The 17,539-nt window shown below is 61.4% G+C and carries 15 protein-coding genes and 1 pseudogene; 11 read left to right on the forward strand and 5 right to left on the reverse strand.

Annotated features, from left to right (window positions below; genetic code table 11):
- Positions 1-4: 4 nt before the first annotated feature.
- A pseudogene (locus CAG25_RS22485) lies at positions 5-223 on the forward strand (helix-turn-helix domain-containing protein); the annotation flags it as partial.
- Positions 224-255: 32 nt separating this feature from the next.
- Complete coding sequence (locus CAG25_RS22490; RefSeq protein WP_085612989.1) at positions 256-672, forward strand: DUF3010 family protein; 417 nt, start codon at positions 256-258, stop codon at positions 670-672.
- On the opposite strand, the gene CAG25_RS22495 is transcribed toward CAG25_RS22490, so the two are convergent.
- Positions 673-1,845 (reverse strand): AAA family ATPase, encoded by a 1,173-nt coding sequence (locus CAG25_RS22495; protein ID WP_085612990.1) that lies wholly within the window; start codon positions 1,843-1,845, stop codon positions 673-675. It lies immediately after the preceding gene.
- Positions 1,846-1,914: 69 nt separating this feature from the next.
- Positions 1,915-2,859 carry a GlxA family transcriptional regulator gene (locus CAG25_RS22500; protein ID WP_011336294.1) on the reverse strand — a complete coding sequence of 315 codons (945 nt, stop codon included), beginning with the start codon at positions 2,857-2,859 and terminating at the stop codon, positions 1,915-1,917.
- Positions 2,860-3,052: 193 nt separating this feature from the next.
- Here CAG25_RS22500 and CAG25_RS22505 point away from each other — a divergent pair, with 193 nt between their 5' ends.
- The 6 genes from CAG25_RS22505 to CAG25_RS22530 all read left to right on the forward strand — a co-directional run bounded on the left by CAG25_RS22505 (position 3,053) and on the right by CAG25_RS22530 (position 8,523).
- The gene (locus tag CAG25_RS22505; protein ID WP_085612991.1) at positions 3,053-3,997 is read left to right on the forward strand and encodes a choline ABC transporter substrate-binding protein; all 945 of its coding nucleotides are present in this window, start codon (positions 3,053-3,055) and stop codon (positions 3,995-3,997) included.
- Between the two features lie 75 nt (positions 3,998-4,072).
- The gene (locus tag CAG25_RS22510; protein WP_085612992.1) at positions 4,073-4,960 is read left to right on the forward strand and encodes a 3-keto-5-aminohexanoate cleavage protein; all 888 of its coding nucleotides are present in this window, start codon (positions 4,073-4,075) and stop codon (positions 4,958-4,960) included.
- Between the two features lie 143 nt (positions 4,961-5,103).
- A complete protein-coding gene (locus CAG25_RS22515) occupies positions 5,104-6,069 on the forward strand; it encodes an L-carnitine dehydrogenase (protein ID WP_085612993.1) in 966 nt (321 codons plus the stop codon).
- 125 nt (positions 6,070-6,194) lie between these two features.
- Positions 6,195-6,671 (forward strand): thioesterase family protein, encoded by a 477-nt coding sequence (locus CAG25_RS22520; protein WP_085612994.1) that lies wholly within the window; start codon positions 6,195-6,197, stop codon positions 6,669-6,671.
- 23 nt (positions 6,672-6,694) lie between these two features.
- Positions 6,695-7,858 carry a gamma-butyrobetaine dioxygenase gene (locus CAG25_RS22525; RefSeq protein WP_085612995.1) on the forward strand — a complete coding sequence of 388 codons (1,164 nt, stop codon included), beginning with the start codon at positions 6,695-6,697 and terminating at the stop codon, positions 7,856-7,858.
- A gap of 401 nt (positions 7,859-8,259) precedes the next feature.
- Positions 8,260-8,523 carry a hypothetical protein gene (locus CAG25_RS22530; RefSeq protein ID WP_039767996.1) on the forward strand — a complete coding sequence of 88 codons (264 nt, stop codon included), beginning with the start codon at positions 8,260-8,262 and terminating at the stop codon, positions 8,521-8,523.
- An 87-nt stretch (positions 8,524-8,610) separates the two neighbouring features.
- Here CAG25_RS22530 and CAG25_RS22535 read toward each other — a convergent pair whose 3' ends face one another.
- Both CAG25_RS22535 and CAG25_RS22540 read right to left on the reverse strand, forming a co-directional pair.
- Complete coding sequence (locus tag CAG25_RS22535; RefSeq protein WP_011336300.1) at positions 8,611-9,714, reverse strand: GlxA family transcriptional regulator; 1,104 nt, start codon at positions 9,712-9,714, stop codon at positions 8,611-8,613.
- Positions 9,715-10,254: 540 nt separating this feature from the next.
- Positions 10,255-11,631: an L-serine ammonia-lyase gene (locus CAG25_RS22540; protein ID WP_085612996.1), complete on the reverse strand. Its 1,377-nt coding sequence runs from the start codon at positions 11,629-11,631 to the stop codon at positions 10,255-10,257.
- A gap of 434 nt (positions 11,632-12,065) precedes the next feature.
- Here CAG25_RS22540 and CAG25_RS22545 point away from each other — a divergent pair, with 434 nt between their 5' ends.
- The 3 genes from CAG25_RS22545 (at position 12,066) to choV (ending at position 15,114) form a co-directional block, all read left to right on the forward strand.
- Positions 12,066-13,016, forward strand: a complete 951-nt coding sequence (locus tag CAG25_RS22545) for a choline ABC transporter substrate-binding protein (protein WP_085612997.1) — start codon at positions 12,066-12,068, stop codon at positions 13,014-13,016.
- A gap of 77 nt (positions 13,017-13,093) precedes the next feature.
- Complete coding sequence (choW, locus tag CAG25_RS22550; RefSeq protein WP_007959749.1) at positions 13,094-13,939, forward strand: choline ABC transporter permease subunit; 846 nt, start codon at positions 13,094-13,096, stop codon at positions 13,937-13,939.
- Complete coding sequence (choV, locus tag CAG25_RS22555; RefSeq protein WP_041063385.1) at positions 13,936-15,114, forward strand: choline ABC transporter ATP-binding protein; 1,179 nt, start codon at positions 13,936-13,938, stop codon at positions 15,112-15,114. Before choW ends, choV begins: the two co-directional genes overlap by 4 nt.
- A gap of 90 nt (positions 15,115-15,204) precedes the next feature.
- On the opposite strand, the gene CAG25_RS22560 is transcribed toward choV, so the two are convergent.
- The gene (locus CAG25_RS22560; RefSeq protein WP_223290698.1) at positions 15,205-17,145 is read right to left on the reverse strand and encodes a BCCT family transporter; all 1,941 of its coding nucleotides are present in this window, start codon (positions 17,143-17,145) and stop codon (positions 15,205-15,207) included.
- Between the last annotated feature and the right edge of the window lie 394 nt (positions 17,146-17,539).

The following is a 17,539-nucleotide window of genomic DNA, read 5'->3' on the forward strand; positions in this document are numbered from 1 at the left end:
AAGCATGATTCCCCACGAAGTCGTTAGCCGCATCGTTGACGGCGCCCTCCCGGTTCGCGCTTGGCGCGAACATCTCAACCTGACTCAGGAAGAAGTGGCGAAACGCATGGGTATTTCGCAGCCAGCCTTTGCCCAACAGGAAACCGTTGCAAAGCCGCGCAAGGCCACTCGCGAGAAGATTGCAGCGGCGTTTGGTATCACCGCCAACCAGCTTGAGCTGTAAGCTGCACCTCTTCAGCCAATCAAGGGATTCACATGAATATCTGCGGTATCGAAATCAAAGGCAGTGAAGCGATCATCGCCGTGGCGTCCCTCGATGGTTCGGGGCTGAGCCATGTGGCTCTGAGCATCAAGAAAATCGCCCTGGACGATGACGACGAGGCGGCCAACGTGAAGCTGTTCGCCGCTCAAGTGGCGTCGTTCGTGCGCGAGAACTCCATCGATCGCATCGCGATCAAGAAGCGCAGCAAGAAGGGCGAGTTTGCCGGTGGGCCGACCACGTTCAAGATCGAGGGTGTGTTTCAGTTGCTGGACGGTTGCGAGGTGACGCTGCTGTCGCCGCAGACGATCAATGCGCAGGCCAAGAAGCACAACTTTGAGCTGCCGGGCACGCTGAACAAGTATCAGCATGAAGCCTACAAGGCAGCGTGTTCGGCTTTGGTGAAGAAGTAACTAGCGCGCTTTACGTGCGCTCAGCCAGTCGCCGAAGGACTTGTCTTCCAGCGCATAACCACCACGGCTCGACTTCCACACCAGTTCCTTGTCGCGCAGGGCATCGATGCAGGCCTGAATGGTCTGGGTGCCCGGCACCACGTCGCTGCCCATGTTTTCCAGTGCCTTGCCGACTGCCATGAGTGTGCTGTCGGTGAAAGGGGCAAAAGGCTCGTTGTTCTGTGAGCGCTCCACCATCACCTCCAGCACGGCGCGCTGAGGGATGGTAAGAGCGTTCCAGGCGCTCTCGAACTCGGTCCACACGCCTGCGCGCAACAATTCGGCACGGCTCTGCAGCAACTGCCCCAGATTGCTGGCCTCGCCCAGCTCCAGCGCGACTTCGCCGATAATGGTGCGCAACATTTCCGGGCGCCGCCCCACCAACTCGAAGGCGTCGTCGATATCGGCAGCGCTGAACTGGTTGGTCTCGGCCAGATGGGCGTTGAGGTGCGAGGTGTACGCCTGGGTGAACTCTTTTCCCAACAATGGAAAGGGCGTGATGCTCGAGCCGAAAAACGGTTGGCTCTTGCCCAGCACCAGATGGGCGAGTTTGTCGCGATTGGAACCAGTGAACACCAGATGCAACCCGCTGCCCTCGCCTTCACGCCCCTGATTGAGCTGGTCCCGTGCGGCCTTCAGGGCAAACATTGCGTTAATGCCCGCTGCTGTGGTGAGTGCGTGCTGAGCCTCGTCGATCACCAGCACTACGGTTTTTTCGGCGGCGCTGTGGAGCAGTTCCAGCGCTTGCGTCAGGGTCGCGCCAGTCGGCAGTTGCGGCTTGGTGAAATCCCAGGACAAGGTGCGCAGAAAGCTGAGTTTTTCGATGCCGATATTCTTCGCCAGTTTGCGGATGCCCTTTTCAAAGGGAACCAAAGCACCTGCAATGGCACTGGCGATCAGGTCAGCAGGGTCTTTTTCCTTGTCGGCCCACAGGTCGACGTAAACCGTCAGCCAGCCTCGGGCCTGGCATTCCGGGATCAGGTCCTCGCGCAGAAAGGTGCTTTTGCCGGTGCGGCGCGGCGCTGCCAGAAAAAGACCGGAGGTGAAATCCTGCAGACCTGCACCCACCAGACCATCGGCAACGCTGCGGGCCAGAGCGGGGCGGCGGAAAACGAAGCCGTTGTTTCGGGACATGGTTTTACACTCAATTATTTCAAACGACTGTAATTTATACCTGAAAGTATAATTAACTATAATCGTCCGTCAAACGGCCTCCCGTCGCCGATCCTCCCGCGGACACCGAGCAAACTTCGCCCGGTAGCTGCGGGTGAAATACGACGGGGATTCAAACCCGCAGGCGATGCTCACTTCCAGCACGCTCATGTCGGTCTGGCGCAACAACTGCCGGGCCTTTTCCAGTCTTAAGCGCAGATAGAAATTGCTCGGTGTGTCGTTCAGGTGCAAGCGAAACAGGCGCTCCAGTTGCCGCCGCGTCACCTTGATCGATTCCGCCAGTTCCAAAGTCGTCAGCGGCGGTTCGCTGTGCTGTTCCATCTCGCCGATGACATGCACCAGTTTCTTGTTGCTGATGCCATAGCGCGTGGCGACTTCCATGCGCTGGTGGTCCTTGCGCGGACGAATCCGCCCCAATACAAACTGCTCGCTGACCTGGATCGCCAGCTGCGGGCCGTGGGCCTGGGCGATCAGGTCGAGCATCAGGTCGATGGACGCGGTGCCGCCGGCGGATGTGATGCGCCGACGGTCAATCTCGAACAGCTCCTGGGTGACGCTGAGCTGTGGATAAGATTCCTTGAAGGCGTCGATGGCCTCCCAGTGCAGAGTCAGGCGATGACCATCGAGCAGGCCGGCCTCGGCAAGGACGAAGCTGCCGGTGTCGATGGCGCCGAGGGTCACGCCTTCGTTGTCCAGCCGTCGCAGCCAGTGCTCCAGCGCCGGGGTGGCGAACTTCAGCGGTTCGAACCCGGCGACCACCAGCAGCGTCGCCCCTTTCTTCAGCGGCTCCAGCGCCGCATCGGCGTTGACCGACATCCCGTTGCTCGCCAGCACCGCCCCGCCATCGGCGCTCAACACGTGCCAGCGGTACAGCTCGCCGCGAAAGCGGTTAGCCACCCGCAGCGGTTCGATCGCAGAGATGAACCCGATGGCGGAAAAACCCGGCATCAACAGAAAGTAGAAATCCTGGGACATGGCGCGCACTCGGTCAGCGGGTAGCGTGCAACGTTGATACGCCAGTTGTCGGCGGCATTCAAGAGCACAGGTCGCTGCAGTGCAAGAGCTGGTCGCCGCAGTGCGTTTTTACAGGGGCATTGCTGCGTAATTTGAGCATCACCGGCGCATCAGACACCGGAACCCACAATAACGACCTGCCGAGGAACCCGACATGAAACGACTGATCAGCAGCTGTGTTCTCGCACTCAGCGGTACCGCGTTTTTAAGCGCCAGCGTCATGGCAGCCGATTCCGCATCGTGTCAGAACGTGCGCATGGGCGTGGTGAACTGGACCGACGTGATCGCCACCAGCGCCATGGCCCAGGTTCTGCTCGACGGCCTCGGCTACAGCACCAAACAGACCAGCGCCTCCCAGCAGATCGTCTTCGCCGGCATCCGCGACCAGCGTCTGGACCTGTTCCTCGGCTACTGGAACCCGCTGATGACCCAGACCATCACCCCGTTCGTCGACGCCAACCAGGTCAAGGTGCTTGAAGCGCCGAGCCTCAAGGACGCCCGCGCCACCCTCGCCGTGCCGACCTATCTGGCGGACAAGGGCCTGAAAACCTTCGCCGACATCGCCAAGTTCGAGAAAGAGCTGGGCGGCAAGATCTACGGCATCGAGCCTGGCTCGGGCGCCAACACCCAGATCAAGGCGATGATCGCCAAGAACCAGTTCGGCCTCGGCAAGTTCCAGCTCGTGGAGTCGAGCGAGGCCGGCATGCTCGCCGCCGTCGATCGCGCCGTGCGCCGCAAGGAAGCCGTGGTGTTCTTCGGATGGGCGCCGCACCCGATGAACGTCAACGTGCAGATGACCTATCTGACCGGCAGCGACGACGCCCTCGGCCCGAACGAAGGCATGGCCACCGTGTGGACCGTCACCGCGCCGAAATACGCCGAACAATGCCCGAACGTCAGCCGCCTGCTGAGCAACCTGACGTTCACCGCCGAAGACGAGAGCCGGATGATGCAGCCGCTGCTTGATCACAAGGACGCTTTCGAATCGGCCAGGCAGTGGCTCAAGGATCACCCGCAGGACAAACAGCGCTGGCTCGAAGGCGTTACCACTTTCGATGGCAAACCGGCGGCTGAAAACCTCCAGCTCACCAGCAAGTAAACCGCAACGAATGAACCACTTCGCAGCCCGCCACGGGCTGCGAACAGACCCATCACGCCTGAAGGAAAACGCACCATGAATCACGACGTCATCATCACCTGCGCACTCACCGGTGCTGGCGACACGACCGCCAAAAGCCCACACGTGCCGGTCACCCCGAAACAGATCGCCGCTGCCGCAGTAGAAGCGGCCAAAGCCGGCGCCACGGTCGTGCACTGCCACGTCCGTGACCCGCAGACCGGCAAGTTCAGCCGTGACGTGGCGCTGTACCGCGAAGTCATGGAGCGCATCCGCGAAGCCGACGTCGACATCATCGTCAACCTCACCGCCGGCATGGGCGGTGACCTGGAAATCGGCCCTGGCGAGAGCCCGATGGAGTTCGGTGCGAATACCGATCTGGTCGGCCCGCTGACCCGTCTGGCCCACGTCGAAGAACTGCTGCCGGAAATCTGCACCCTGGATTGCGGCACCCTGAACTTCGGCGACGGCGACACCATTTACGTCTCGACCCCGGCCCAACTGCGGGCTGGCGCCAAACGCATCACCGAGCTGGGCGTGAAGGCGGAGCTGGAGATTTTCGACACTGGCCACCTGTGGTTCGCCAAACAGATGATCAAGGAAGGCCTGCTCGACAACCCGCTGTTCCAGCTGTGCCTGGGCATCCCGTGGGGCGCGCCGGCCGACACCACCACCATGAAAGCCATGGTCGACAACCTGCCCGCCGACGCGGTGTGGGCCGGGTTCGGCATCGGCCGGATGCAGATGCCGATGGCGGCGCAAGCGGTACTGCTCGGCGGCAACGTGCGGGTCGGCCTGGAAGACAACCTGTGGCTGGACAAAGGCGTGCTGGCGACCAACGGCCAACTGGTCGAACGTGCCAGCGAGATCCTCAGCCGCCTCGGCGCCCGCGTGCTGACCCCGGCTGAAGGTCGCAAGAAGATGGGCCTGACCCAGCGCGGCTGATTCGAATTCACCTCTGACCCTGTGGGAGCGGGCTTGCTCGCGAAGAGGCCGGTACATCCGAAGCATCTTCATCAGCAGTGCCGCCGCATTCGCGAGCAAGCCCGCTCCCACAGGGAATCACCGAATTTTCCTAGGAAATCACCATGAGCTTTATCACCGAAATCAAAACCTTCGCAGCACTGGGCAGCGGCGTCATCGGCAGCGGCTGGGTCGCCCGCGCCCTCGCCCACGGCCTCGACGTGGTGGCCTGGGACCCGGCGCCGGGTGCCGAAGCGACGCTGCGCAAACGCGTGGCCAATGCCTGGGGCGCGCTGGAGAAAAACGGTCTGGCGCCGGGCGCTTCGCAGGATCGCCTGCGCTTTGTGGCGACCATTGAAGAGTGCGTGCGCGATGCGGATTTCATCCAGGAAAGCGCCCCGGAACGCCTCGAACTGAAACTGGATCTGCACAGCAAAATCAGCGCGGTGGCCAAGCCGAATGCGTTGATCGGTTCCAGCACTTCCGGCCTGTTGCCAAGCGAGTTCTACGAGAGCTCGACCCACCCGGAACGCTGCGTGGTCGGTCACCCGTTCAACCCGGTTTACCTGCTGCCGCTGGTGGAAGTCGTCGGCGGCAAGAACACCGCGCCGGAAGCCGTGCAGGCCGCGATGAAAGTCTACGAATCCCTCGGCATGCGCCCGCTGCATGTGCGCAAGGAAGTCCCGGGCTTCATCGCCGACCGCCTGCTCGAAGCGCTGTGGCGCGAGGCGCTGCATCTGGTCAACGACGGGGTGGCAACCACCGGTGAAATCGACGACGCGATCCGCTTTGGTGCCGGTCTGCGCTGGTCGTTCATGGGCACGTTCTTGACCTACACCCTGGCCGGGGGCGATGCCGGTATGCGCCACTTCATGTCGCAGTTCGGCCCGGCGTTGCAGTTGCCGTGGACATACCTGCCGGCGCCGGAGCTGACCGACAAGTTGATCGACGATGTGGTGGACGGCACCAGCGATCAACTGGGCCGGCACAGTATTTCGGCACTGGAGCGCTATCGTGATGATTGCCTGCTGGCGGTGCTTGAGGCGGTGAAGACCACCAAAGAGAAGCATGGGATGAGTTTCAGCGAGTAACCAGCCAGCAGGACTGGCCCCATCGCGAGCAGGCTCGCTCCCACATTTGGAATGCAGTCACCTGTGGGAGCGAGCCTGCTCGCGATGACGATAGCCCAATCACCCATTGCTCTGGATCAGCCACCATGCCCACCCTCACCACCTACCAAACCCGCATCATCCCCGACTGGGTCGACTACAACGGCCACCTGCGCGACGCCTTCTACCTGCTGATTTTCAGCTACGCCACCGACGCCCTGATGGATCGCCTCGGCATGGACAGCAACAACCGCGAAGCCAGCGGTCACTCGCTGTTCACCCTCGAACTGCACCTCAATTACCTGCACGAAGTGAAGCTCGATGCCGAAGTCGAAGTGCGCACGCAGATCATCGGCCACGACCAGAAACGCCTGCACCTCTATCACAGCCTGCATCTGGCCGGCGGTGACAAGGAGCTGGCCGGCAACGAACAGATGCTGCTGCACGTCGACCTGGCCGGGCCGCGTTCCGCGCCGTTTACCCCGGACACCCTGGGCCGCCTGCAAGCCATCGTCGCCGAGCAGGCCGATCTGCCCACTCCCGCTTACATCGGCCGGGTCATCGCCCTGCCCCCAGGCCGGTAAACCATCCATCACAAGGAGCCGCCATGCAAACCGCCGTTGCCGTTGCCGATTTCCGTACTTATCCGTTGATCAGCGCGCTGAACGGCGTGCAGAACCTGGCGGATCGCGTCCTGATTGAATGGGCCGACGGGCGCGTCAGCCCCTTCCACCACGTGTGGCTGCGGGACAACTGTCCGTGTCCGCACTGCGTCTACAGCGTCACCCGTGAGCAGGTGTTCGAGATCATCGATGCGGCTCCCGACCTGATGCCATCCGCGGTGCACATCGACACCGATGGCTGCCTGCGTATCGACTGGCAGGACGGCCACCTCAGCCGCTTTGATGCCGGCTGGTTGCGCGCCCATGCCTACGATAATGAATCGCGCACCGAACGCCTCGCCGCCAGGCCGAAACCCTTCCTGTGGCGCAGCGATTTGCAGTTGCCGGTGTTCGACTATGCAGCCCTGATGAACGACAACGCCGCACTGCTGCAATGGTTGCTGGCGGTACGCGACATCGGCCTGACCCAAGTGCGAGGCGTACCCACCGAACCCGGTTCGCTGAAGCTGATCGCCCAGCGCATTTCGTTCATCCGCGAGAGCAACTTCGGCGTGCTGTTCAACGTGCAATCCAAGGCCGACGCCGACAGCAACGCCTACACCGCTTTCAACCTGCCATTACACACCGACCTGCCGACCCGCGAGCTGCAACCGGGCCTGCAATTTCTGCATTGCCTGGTGAACGACGCCGAGGGTGGCGAGAGCATTTTCGTCGACGGTTTTGCGATTGCCGAAGCCTTGCGTCAGGAAGACCCCGCGTCGTTTCAGGCGCTGTGCGAGATCCCGGTGGAGTTTCGCAACAAGGACCGCCACAGCGACTATCGCTGCCTCGCACCGATCATCGCCCTGGATGCGTTGGGCCGGGTCGCGGAAATCCGCATGGCCAACTTTTTGCGCGGGGCGTTCGACACGTCCGTGGAGCAGATGCCCCTGCTGTATCGCGCTTATCGGCGCTTCATCGCCATGACCCGCGAGCCACGCTTTCGGGTGATGCAGCGGCTCAATCCGGGCGAGCTGTGGTGCTTCGACAACGGCCGCACCCTGCACGCGCGCAATGCGTTCGACCCGGCCACCGGGGCCCGGCATTTTCAGGGCTGCTACATCGATCGGGATGAGTTGCTGTCGCGGATTCTGGTGTTGCAACGCTAGACCGCGTCAGCCTTATTCGCGAGCAAGCCCGCTCCCACATTTCACCGCGTTCCCATGAATGAACGCGGTCACCTGTGGGAGCGGGCTTGCTCCGGGCGGCGTTCCGACGAAAGCGTCAGATCCGGCAACACACCTCTCCCGGATTCGCAGGCAAAAAAACCCCCGATACAAGCCGTGACAGGATCGGGGCGAGGGTACTGTTGAGGAGCTGCCGTGGCGAGGGTGACCAAACCTTCGTGAAGCGAGCTGAGGCCAGTGTGCCCACTCCCCTTGACGGCGAGTTAGCCGAAAACGACCTGTTCATAGCCGTCGCGGCCACTGCGACAAATCGCCCTTGCCGTGCCTGGGCAGGCCTACCAGAATCGAGCCACGACCTCCGTTGCCGAAGAAGGATTCGCGTCATGATGTATGCCGATTTGATCGATCAGGAAGACCTGTTGGGCCAACTCAAGTCGTTGGGTTTTCAAGTGCCGAGCGGTTCAACTGCCGAGCAGGCCTGTGAGTATGCGGTGCGCGGTCTGGATAACGTTCGCGCCTTTGAACTGCGCAAGATGGTCAAGGACATGTACACCAGCGGCGCCAGCATCCAGCCTGCAGTGCGTCAGGCCATCGACAAACAATTGTTGCCGGCATTGGCGCAATACCAACAAACCCATAGCGCCTGAAAAATTCATTCGCGAGCAGGCTCGCTCCCACATTGGAATGCATTCCCGTGTGGGAGCGAGCCTGCTCGCGAAAAACGATGACCCGGTCTACAGCCTTACACTGGCGAATGTGGATTCGTTGCGTGCCTGACTCAGCGCCGACATCGGCCCGGACAGCGGCGACATCACGATGGCCTGCGGCAGCGGCATCATCGCCACCTGCTGGGTGGTGTTGGAGCCGACGCGCTCGTCACGCGGCGGAATGCCGAAGTATTCGCGGTAGCACTTGGAGAAGTGCGGCGTCGACACAAACCCGCAGACCGACGCCACTTCGATGATCGACATCGGCGTCTGCTTGAGCAGTTGCCGCGCGCGGATCAGGCGCAGCTTGAGGTAGTAGCGCGACGGCGAGCAGTGCAGGTATTTCTGGAACAGACGCTCGAGCTGGCGACGGGACACGGCGACGTACACCGCCAGTTCGTCAAGGTCGATCGGCTCTTCCAGGTTGGCTTCCATCAGCGCGACGATTTCCTGCAGTTTCGGCTGGTTGGTGCCGAGCATGTGCTTGAGCGGCACACGCTGGTGATCCTGCTCGTTGCGGATGCGCTCGTAGACGAACATCTCGGAGATCGCGGCTGACAGTTCACGACCGTGATCGCGGCTGATCAGGTGCAGCATCATGTCCAGCGGCGCGGTGCCGCCGGAGCTGGTGAAACGGTTGCGGTCGAGGGTGAACAGACGGGTGCTCATCGCAACGCGCGGGAAAGCTTCCTGCATCGCCGCCAGACATTCCCAGTGCACGCTGCAATCGAAACCGTCGAGCAGGCCGGCGCAAGCCAGGGCCCAACTGCCGGTGCACACGGCACCGAGGCGGCGGGACTGGCGCGCCTGGCTTTGCAGCCACGACACGTGTTCACGGGTAACGGTGCGTTGAATGCCGATCCCGCCGCACACGATGACGGTGTCGAGGGCCGGGGCTTTGTGCATGGAAGCGTCGGGGGTGATCTGCAGACCGTCACTGGCCCAGACCTGGCCGCCGTCGACGGTGAGGGTGGTCCAGCGATACAGCTCGCGACCGGACAACTGGTTGGCCATGCGCAGCGGTTCGACTGCGGAAGCCAGGGAAATCAGCGTGAAATTGTCCAGCAGCAGAAAGCCGATGGATTGAGGCGCACGGTTCTGGGGTTGAGCCCCGGAGTTGAACGACGTCATCGCGGTATCTCCTCACACAAAGCGGGTGATGGCCTCAGGCGGAGGCTCTTGTTATTGCCATCGTTCTCTTGCGTGAGACGGGCTTTGTTATGACAGAGCAATTGCCATGCCTAAAATTGAATGGCTGTTCAATAACTCCTGAAAACGACGTCGCGACGCGTCTATACAAGCGCTCCGCCGGAGGGTAATTCGAAGTGCCATCAGCGGCCGCGGAAGCCCTGCCCCGGAGCGTGTGAGCAAATCGGTAGCACTTGTGGGAACTGGCCTGCGCGCGATTGTCCTACAGTGTCACCGCAGGCACGGGTGACGGACGGTAGCGCCTGCGAATCAGGCGCTGGAGGCAGGAAAGACTCTTATCCGATAGCGACGCGCCAAAAGGTGGCGCGTTTGATATCCGGTGCTCACTTGGTGCGCAGTTTTGACTGGTCCGGCCTCATCGCTGGCGAGCCAGCTCCCACAATTGAGCGGGTTCCTCTGCCGGAATGCGATCGAATGTGGGAGCGGGCTTGCTCGCGAAGGCCACACCTCGGATTTACTGACTCAACATTCAACCGCGCTGACCGCCAACCCGCCTCGCGAAGTCTCTTTATATTTGTCATGCATATCCGCGCCAGTATCGCGCATGGTCCGGATCACCCGGTCCAGCGAGATGAAGTGCTGACCGTCCCCGCGCAAGGCCATCTGCGCGGCATTGATCGCCTTCACCGCCGCAATCGCATTGCGCTCGATGCACGGCACTTGCACCAGGCCGCCCACCGGATCGCAGGTCAGACCCAGGTTGTGTTCCAGTCCGATTTCCGCCGCGTTGCACAATTGCTCCGGACTTGCGCCGAGAATTTCCGCCAGCCCTGCCGCCGCCATCGCACAGGCCGATCCAACCTCTCCCTGGCAACCCACTTCAGCACCGGAGATCGAGGCGTTCTTCTTGCACAGAATCCCCACCGCCGCCGCCCCGAGGAAGTAGTCGACCACGTTGGCGTCGGTCACCGCCTCGCTGAATTTCATGAAGTAGTGCAACACCGCCGGAATGATCCCCGCCGCGCCGTTGGTGGGTGCCGTGACCATGCGCCCGCCGGCGGCGTTTTCCTCGTTCACCGCCAGGGCGAACAGGTTGACCCACTCCATCGCGCTGAGGGTCGAGCCGATCACGTTGGGCTTGTTCAGTTCCTGAAGGCTGCGGTGCAACTTCGCCGCGCGGCGGCGCACGTTGAGGCCGCCCGGCAGGATGCCTTCGTGCTTGAGGCCCTGCTCGACGCAATCCTGCATCGCCCGCCAGAGCTTCATCAGGCCGGCGCGGATTTCTTCTTCGCTGCGCCAGACCTTCTCGTTGGCCATCATCAATTCGGCCACGCGCAGGTTATGGGTCTTGCACAGCTCCAGCAGCTCCACCGCGCTGGAAAAGTCGTAAGGCAACTCGGTGCGATCCAGATCCACCACGCCGCTGGAGGCCTGCGCCTCGTCCACCACAAAACCGCCGCCGACCGAATAGTAGGTGTCGCGATGCAACTCGCCGTGATCGCCTTCGGCAACCAGGGTCATGGCGTTGGGATGGAACGGCAGGTTCTCGTCGATCAGGCGCATGTCCCGGCCCCATATAAAGGGCACCGACAAACGACCGTCGAGCAACAGCGTATGGGTTTCGCGCAGGGCCTGGATCCACGGGCCGATCTGCGACGGGTCGATCGCGTCCGGCCACTCGCCCATCAGCCCCATGATCACCGCGTTGTCGCTGCCGTGACCGACCCCGGTGGCCGACAGCGAACCGAACAGCTGCACCTCGATGCGGCGCACCTGCTCCAGTAGATGTTTGTCGCGCAACGACTCGACGAACAGGGCGGCGGCGCGCATGGGCCCGACGGTGTGGGAACTGGAAGGGCCAATGCCGATTTTGAACAGGTCGAAAACGCTGATAGCCATTGCTGCAGAGCTCCTGAAAGTGCCGGTCCGGGGCGTGAAACGCCCGCTGGCGGAGCTGCTACGCTCAAGCTGCGATCCGCCGGAATGCCCGCATCATCGGGCTTTTCCCGGGTCGTTCGGCGTCTGACACCGACGTACTCATGCCCACTAACGCCGTGCCGGTTTCAGCCCGTGTTTTCGCCGTTTTTATGCGGTTCAGATGGCCAGAAAGGGCAGAAAAAAGCTGTAAACGACGTCACTGACACTGGATGCGACCATCCCTGTACTGGATACGACGCACCCTGTAGGCGTCAGATTTTCACTGGTACATGATCGTATCGACTCGATTGCAAGGCGCTGCGGTAGAGCTGTCTCCAGAACGCCATCCAACCGCAACCCATAAGTGCGGTGGTCCAATCGGAACACTGCCAAAAAAAACACCAAGGAGTCCATTCATGAAAGGTTCCCCGTCGTTGTTGTTGGCCGCCATGCTGAGTCTGCCGTTACTGGCTCAAGCCGCAGAACCGGCGCAGTGCAGTACCGTGAACTTCTCCGATGTCGGCTGGACCGACATCACCGCAACCACCGCCACCACCTCCGTCGTGCTTCAGGCCCTCGGCTACAAGACCAAGACCACCATGATTTCCGTACCCGTGACCTACAAGTCGCTGGCCGACGGCAAGAACATGGACGTGTTCCTCGGCAACTGGATGCCGACCATGGAAAACGACATCAAGGCCTACCGCGACGCCGGCACCGTGGAAACCGTGCGCACCAACCTCAAGGGCGCCAAGTACACCCTCGCCGTTCCCCAGGCTTTGTATGACAAAGGCCTGCACGACTTCGCCGACATCGCCAAATTCAAGAAAGAACTCGACGGCAAGATCTACGGGATCGAGCCGGGCAACGACGGCAACCGCCTGATCCAGAGCATGATCGACAAGGACGCCTTCGGCCTCAAGACCGCCGGCTTCAAGGTCGTCGAGTCCAGCGAAGCGGGCATGCTGTCGCAGGTCGACCGCGCGCAGAAACGCGACACCGCCGTGGTGTTCCTCGGCTGGGCGCCGCACCCGATGAACAAGCGCTTCAAGATTCAGTACCTGACCGGCGGCGATGACTTCTTCGGCCCGGATTTCGGCGCCGCCACCGTGGCGACCAACACCCGCAAGGGCTACGCCGAGGAATGCAGCAACGTTGGCCAGCTGCTGAAAAACCTGGAGTTCACCGTCGACATGGAAAGCGAACTGATGGGCAACATCCTGGACGACAAGATGAAGCCTGACGCGGCCGCCAAGGCCTGGCTGAAAAAGAATCCACAGGTGCTCGATACCTGGCTCGCTGGCGTGACCACCATTGACGGTAAACCTGGCCTGGAGGCCGTGAAAGCCAAGATTGCCCAGCCTTGAATTGAGGAGCATCGCTTATGCCGGGCGGCGTACGCCGTCCGGGCTGTTTATTTCCTTGCATGCGGACGTTCACTACCATGCTGATTGATCAGAAAATCCCTTTAGGCCAGTACATCGCGGGCTTCGTTGAATGGTTGACGCAACACGGCGCCAACACCTTCGACGCGATCGCCGTGACACTGGAAACGATGATCCACGGCGTGACGTTTGCGCTGACCTGGTTCAACCCGCTGGTGCTGATCGGCCTCATCGCCCTGCTGGCCCACTTCATTCAACGCAAATGGGGCCTGACCGCGTTCGTGGTCGCCTCCTTCCTGCTGATCCTCAACCTGGGGTACTGGCAGGAAACCATGGAAACCCTCGCCCAGGTCATGTTCGCGACCCTGGTCTGCGTGGTCATCGGCGTGCCGCTGGGCATCGTCGCCGCGCACAAACCGATGTTCTACACTTTGATGAGGCCGGTACTCGATCTGATGCAGACCGTACCGACCTTCGTTTACCTCATTCCTACCCTGACCCTCTTCGGGCTGGGCGTGGTGCCGGGCCTGATCTCGACGGTGGTGTTCGCCATCGCCGCGCCGATCCGCCTGACCTACCTGGGCATCCGTGATGTCCCGCAAGAACTGATGGACGCCGGCAAGGCCTTCGGCTGCTCGCGTCGCCAACTGCTTTCACGGATCGAACTGCCTCACGCCATGCCGAGCATCGCGGCCGGCATCACCCAGTGCATCATGCTGTCGCTGTCGATGGTGGTGATCGCGGCACTGGTGGGCGCCGACGGACTCGGCAAACCGGTGGTCAACGCACTGAACACTGCTGATATCGCCCTGGGCTTCGAAGCGGGCCTGGCGATCGTACTGCTGGCGATCATGCTCGACCGTATCTGCAAACAACCCGACGCCAAAGTAGGGGGTGACGCATGAGCATAATTCGCTTCGATAACGTTGACGTGATCTTCACCAAGGATCCGCGCGAAGCACTGAAACTTCTCGATCAGGGCCTGACCCGCAGTGAGATCCTGAAAAAGACCGGGCAGATCGTCGGCGTTGAAAAGGCCAGCCTGGACATCAACAAAGGCGAGATCTGCGTGCTGATGGGCCTGTCCGGTTCCGGCAAGTCGAGCCTGTTGCGCTGCATCAACGGCCTCAACACCGTGAGCCGCGGCAAGCTGTTCGTCGAACACGAGGGCAAGCAGATCGACATCGCCTCCTGCACCCCGGCCGAGCTGAAAATGATGCGCACCAAACGCATCGCCATGGTGTTCCAGAAATTCGCCCTGATGCCCTGGCTGACGGTGCGCGAGAACATCAGTTTCGGTCTGGAAATGCAGGGCCGTCCGGAGAAGGAACGGCGCAAACTGGTCGATGACAAACTCGAACTGGTGGGCCTGACCCAATGGCGCAACAAGAAGCCCGACGAACTGTCCGGCGGCATGCAGCAGCGTGTCGGCCTGGCCCGCGCGCTGGCGATGGACGCCGACATTCTGTTGATGGACGAACCGTTCTCGGCCCTCGACCCGCTGATCCGTCAGGGCCTGCAGGATGAACTGCTGGAACTGCAACGCAAGCTGAGCAAGACCATCGTATTCGTGAGCCACGATCTCGACGAAGCGCTGAAACTCGGTAGCCGCATCGCGATCATGAAGGACGGCCGGATCATCCAGTACAGCGTGCCGGAAGAGATCGTGCTCAACCCTGCGGACGATTACGTGCGCACCTTCGTCGCCCACACCAATCCGCTGAACGTGCTGTGCGGTCGCAGCCTGATGCGCACCCTCGACAACTGCAAACGCATCAACGGTTCGGTGTGCCTGGATCCGGGCGGCGATTCGTGGCTGGACCTGGCCGAGGGCAACACCATCAAGGGTGCGCGGCAGAACGGTTCGGTGCTGAACCTGCAGAACTGGGCACCAGGGCAAGCCGTGGAAGGTCTGGAGCGCAAGCCGACGCTGGTGGACTCGAACATCGGCATGCGCGACGCGTTGCAGATCCGTTACCAGACCGGCAACAAACTGGTGCTGCACGACAACAACCATGTGGTGGGGATTCTTGGGGACAGCGAGCTGTATCACGCGCTGCTCGGCAAGAACCTGGGGTAAAGAGAGCAGACACAAAAACGCCGCGAGAGGATCGCGGCGTTTTTGTTTTCATCAATCCCACGCATCGCGTGGGATTGATCACTTCACAACTCAGCTATAAACCCGGCCGAGGAGCTGCCGATGGCTTTCAAACTGATCGAGCACATCACGCGTGATCTGATCCTGTGTGAAGCCCATCAGGTCGTAGTCCTGGCTGCCGTTGTGCAGGTACACCTCGGCGCGGTAGAAACGCTGGCGCGCTTCATCGGACTGGACCGACTCGCTCGGGGTCGCCAGGTAGCCGTCCAGGCTCACTTCGTAGACAAAAGGGTTGCCCTCTTCCATCTCGACCCGCACGCCCATGCAGCGCTTGGATTTGCCCAGCAGCGTCTGCACTTCCAGACCCTGTGCACGCATTTGCGCCGCGGCATCTTCCAGCGCCGGGCTGACGTGTTTGTCCATGAAGCGCTGAACCACCGACTGACTCGGTTGCAGGTCCAGCTGGGTCAGGCGCTCGCTGAAACCACGACGACCGCGTTCAGCCAGTTGCGCCTGCTCCTGTTCGATCTGCATGTCCTGGCGCATCGCCTTGTGCAGGCCGAACATGAAGCACACCAGCACCACCGAGAACGGCAGACCGGCCAGCACCACCATGGTCTGCATGGCTTCGAAGTTACCGGCGAACAGCAGGCCGATGGTCACCAGGGTGATCACGACCGACCAGAAGATTCGCAGCCAGTGCGGAGCGTCTTCGTCGACGTTGCCGCCCTTGCAGGACAGGTTCGCCATCATCACCGCGCCGGAGTCCGCCGGGGTCAGGAACAGCACGAAACCAACGAAGATCGACACGCCGATCACGACTTTCGACGCCGGGTAGTGTTCCAGCAACTGATAGATCGCCATGGACGGCTGTTCCAGCGCCGTCTTGCCGAGTTCCACCGCGCCCTGGTTCATTACCAGATCCAGCGCCGAGTTACCGAAAATCGACAGCCACGCCAGGGTGAAACCCAGCGGAATCAGCAGCACGCCCGCCACCAGCTCACGCACGGTACGACCACGGGAAATACGCGCGATGAACATGCCGACAAATGGGGCCCAGGAAATCCACCAGGCCCAGTAGAACAGCGTCCACAGACCCAGCCAGCGGTCGGACTTCTCGCTGTCGCCTTCATAGACGTACAGGTCGAAAGTCTTCAGTACCACGCCGTTAAGGTAGTCCCCGATGTTCTGCACGAAGCCGTTGAGCAAGTGCAGGGTCGGGCCGAACAGCAGGACGAAAATCAGCAGGCCGCTGAACAGGATGATGTTGAGGTTGGACAGACGACGGATGCCGTTTTCTACACCGGACACGGCGGCGATGGTGGCCACGGTGCTCATCACGATGATCACGATCAGCAGGTTGGTGTTGCTGTGTTCCATGCCGAACAGGTTTTCCAGACCCGAAGACACTTGCAGCGAGCCGATCCCCAGGTTGGTCACCAGACCCAGCAGGGTCACGAACATGCCGAAACCGTCTACCGCATGACCGGCAGCGCCCTTGACCCAACGCTCGCCCACCAGCGGGTACAGTGCCGAACGCAGGGCCAGCGGCTGGTTATGACGGTAAGCGAAATAGGCCACGGCCAGACCGACCAGTGCGTAGATCGCCCAGCCGTGCAGGCCCCAGTGCAGGAAAGTCAGCTGAACAGCCTGACGTGCCGCCATGTTGGTAGCGGACGCGCCTTCCGGCGGATTGAAGTAGTGATCCAGCGGCTCGGAGGCGCCAAAGTACAACAGCGAAATACCGATACCCGACGAGAACAGCATCCCCGCCCAGGCGCCGTAACTGAAATCCGGGGTGTCGTCCTTGCTGCCCAGTTTGAGTTTGCCGTACGAGGAAAACGCCAGGCCCACCACAAATACCAGGTAAGCGGCGATCACCACCATGTAGTACCAGCCGAAGCTGCGGGACAACCAGGCCTGAGCCACTCCCAGCATTCTGCCGGCCTCTTGCGGGGCGATGATCAGAATGGCGGTCAACAACAGAATCAGCGCGGTAGAGGTGTAAAACACCCAACCGTTGACCGTCACCTTCTCGGGCGGGGTCTTTATAAGCGAGGCAGAACTCATGGCACAAATGCTCCAGGCAGTGCGAGAGAAGAACACAAGGCAACACGGAACCCGACCAATCGGTTAGTTGGCAGCCGACCGGCGGGTGATATAAAGACACCCCGAAAAAAGCCCGAACCTGCAGAGATGGCACCGCGAATCGCCGTCGTGGCCGAGGCATGGACGTTCATCCGAAACCTGGCCTTGAGCGTCTTGCCCATTCAACACGTCCATCGAACGTCGAACCGCGCCTTGCCCCGCGCAGGTTTCGAGCCTTTTCGGATGTCGGTTTTATCGCCACTTACACGTAAGAAAATTCTGTAGGCAGCGACGATTTGTCGCAGATCTTATTCTTTGT

The organism is Pseudomonas sp. B16(2017), assembly GCF_002113205.1.
Lineage (GTDB): Bacteria > Pseudomonadota > Gammaproteobacteria > Pseudomonadales > Pseudomonadaceae > Aquipseudomonas > Aquipseudomonas pharyngis.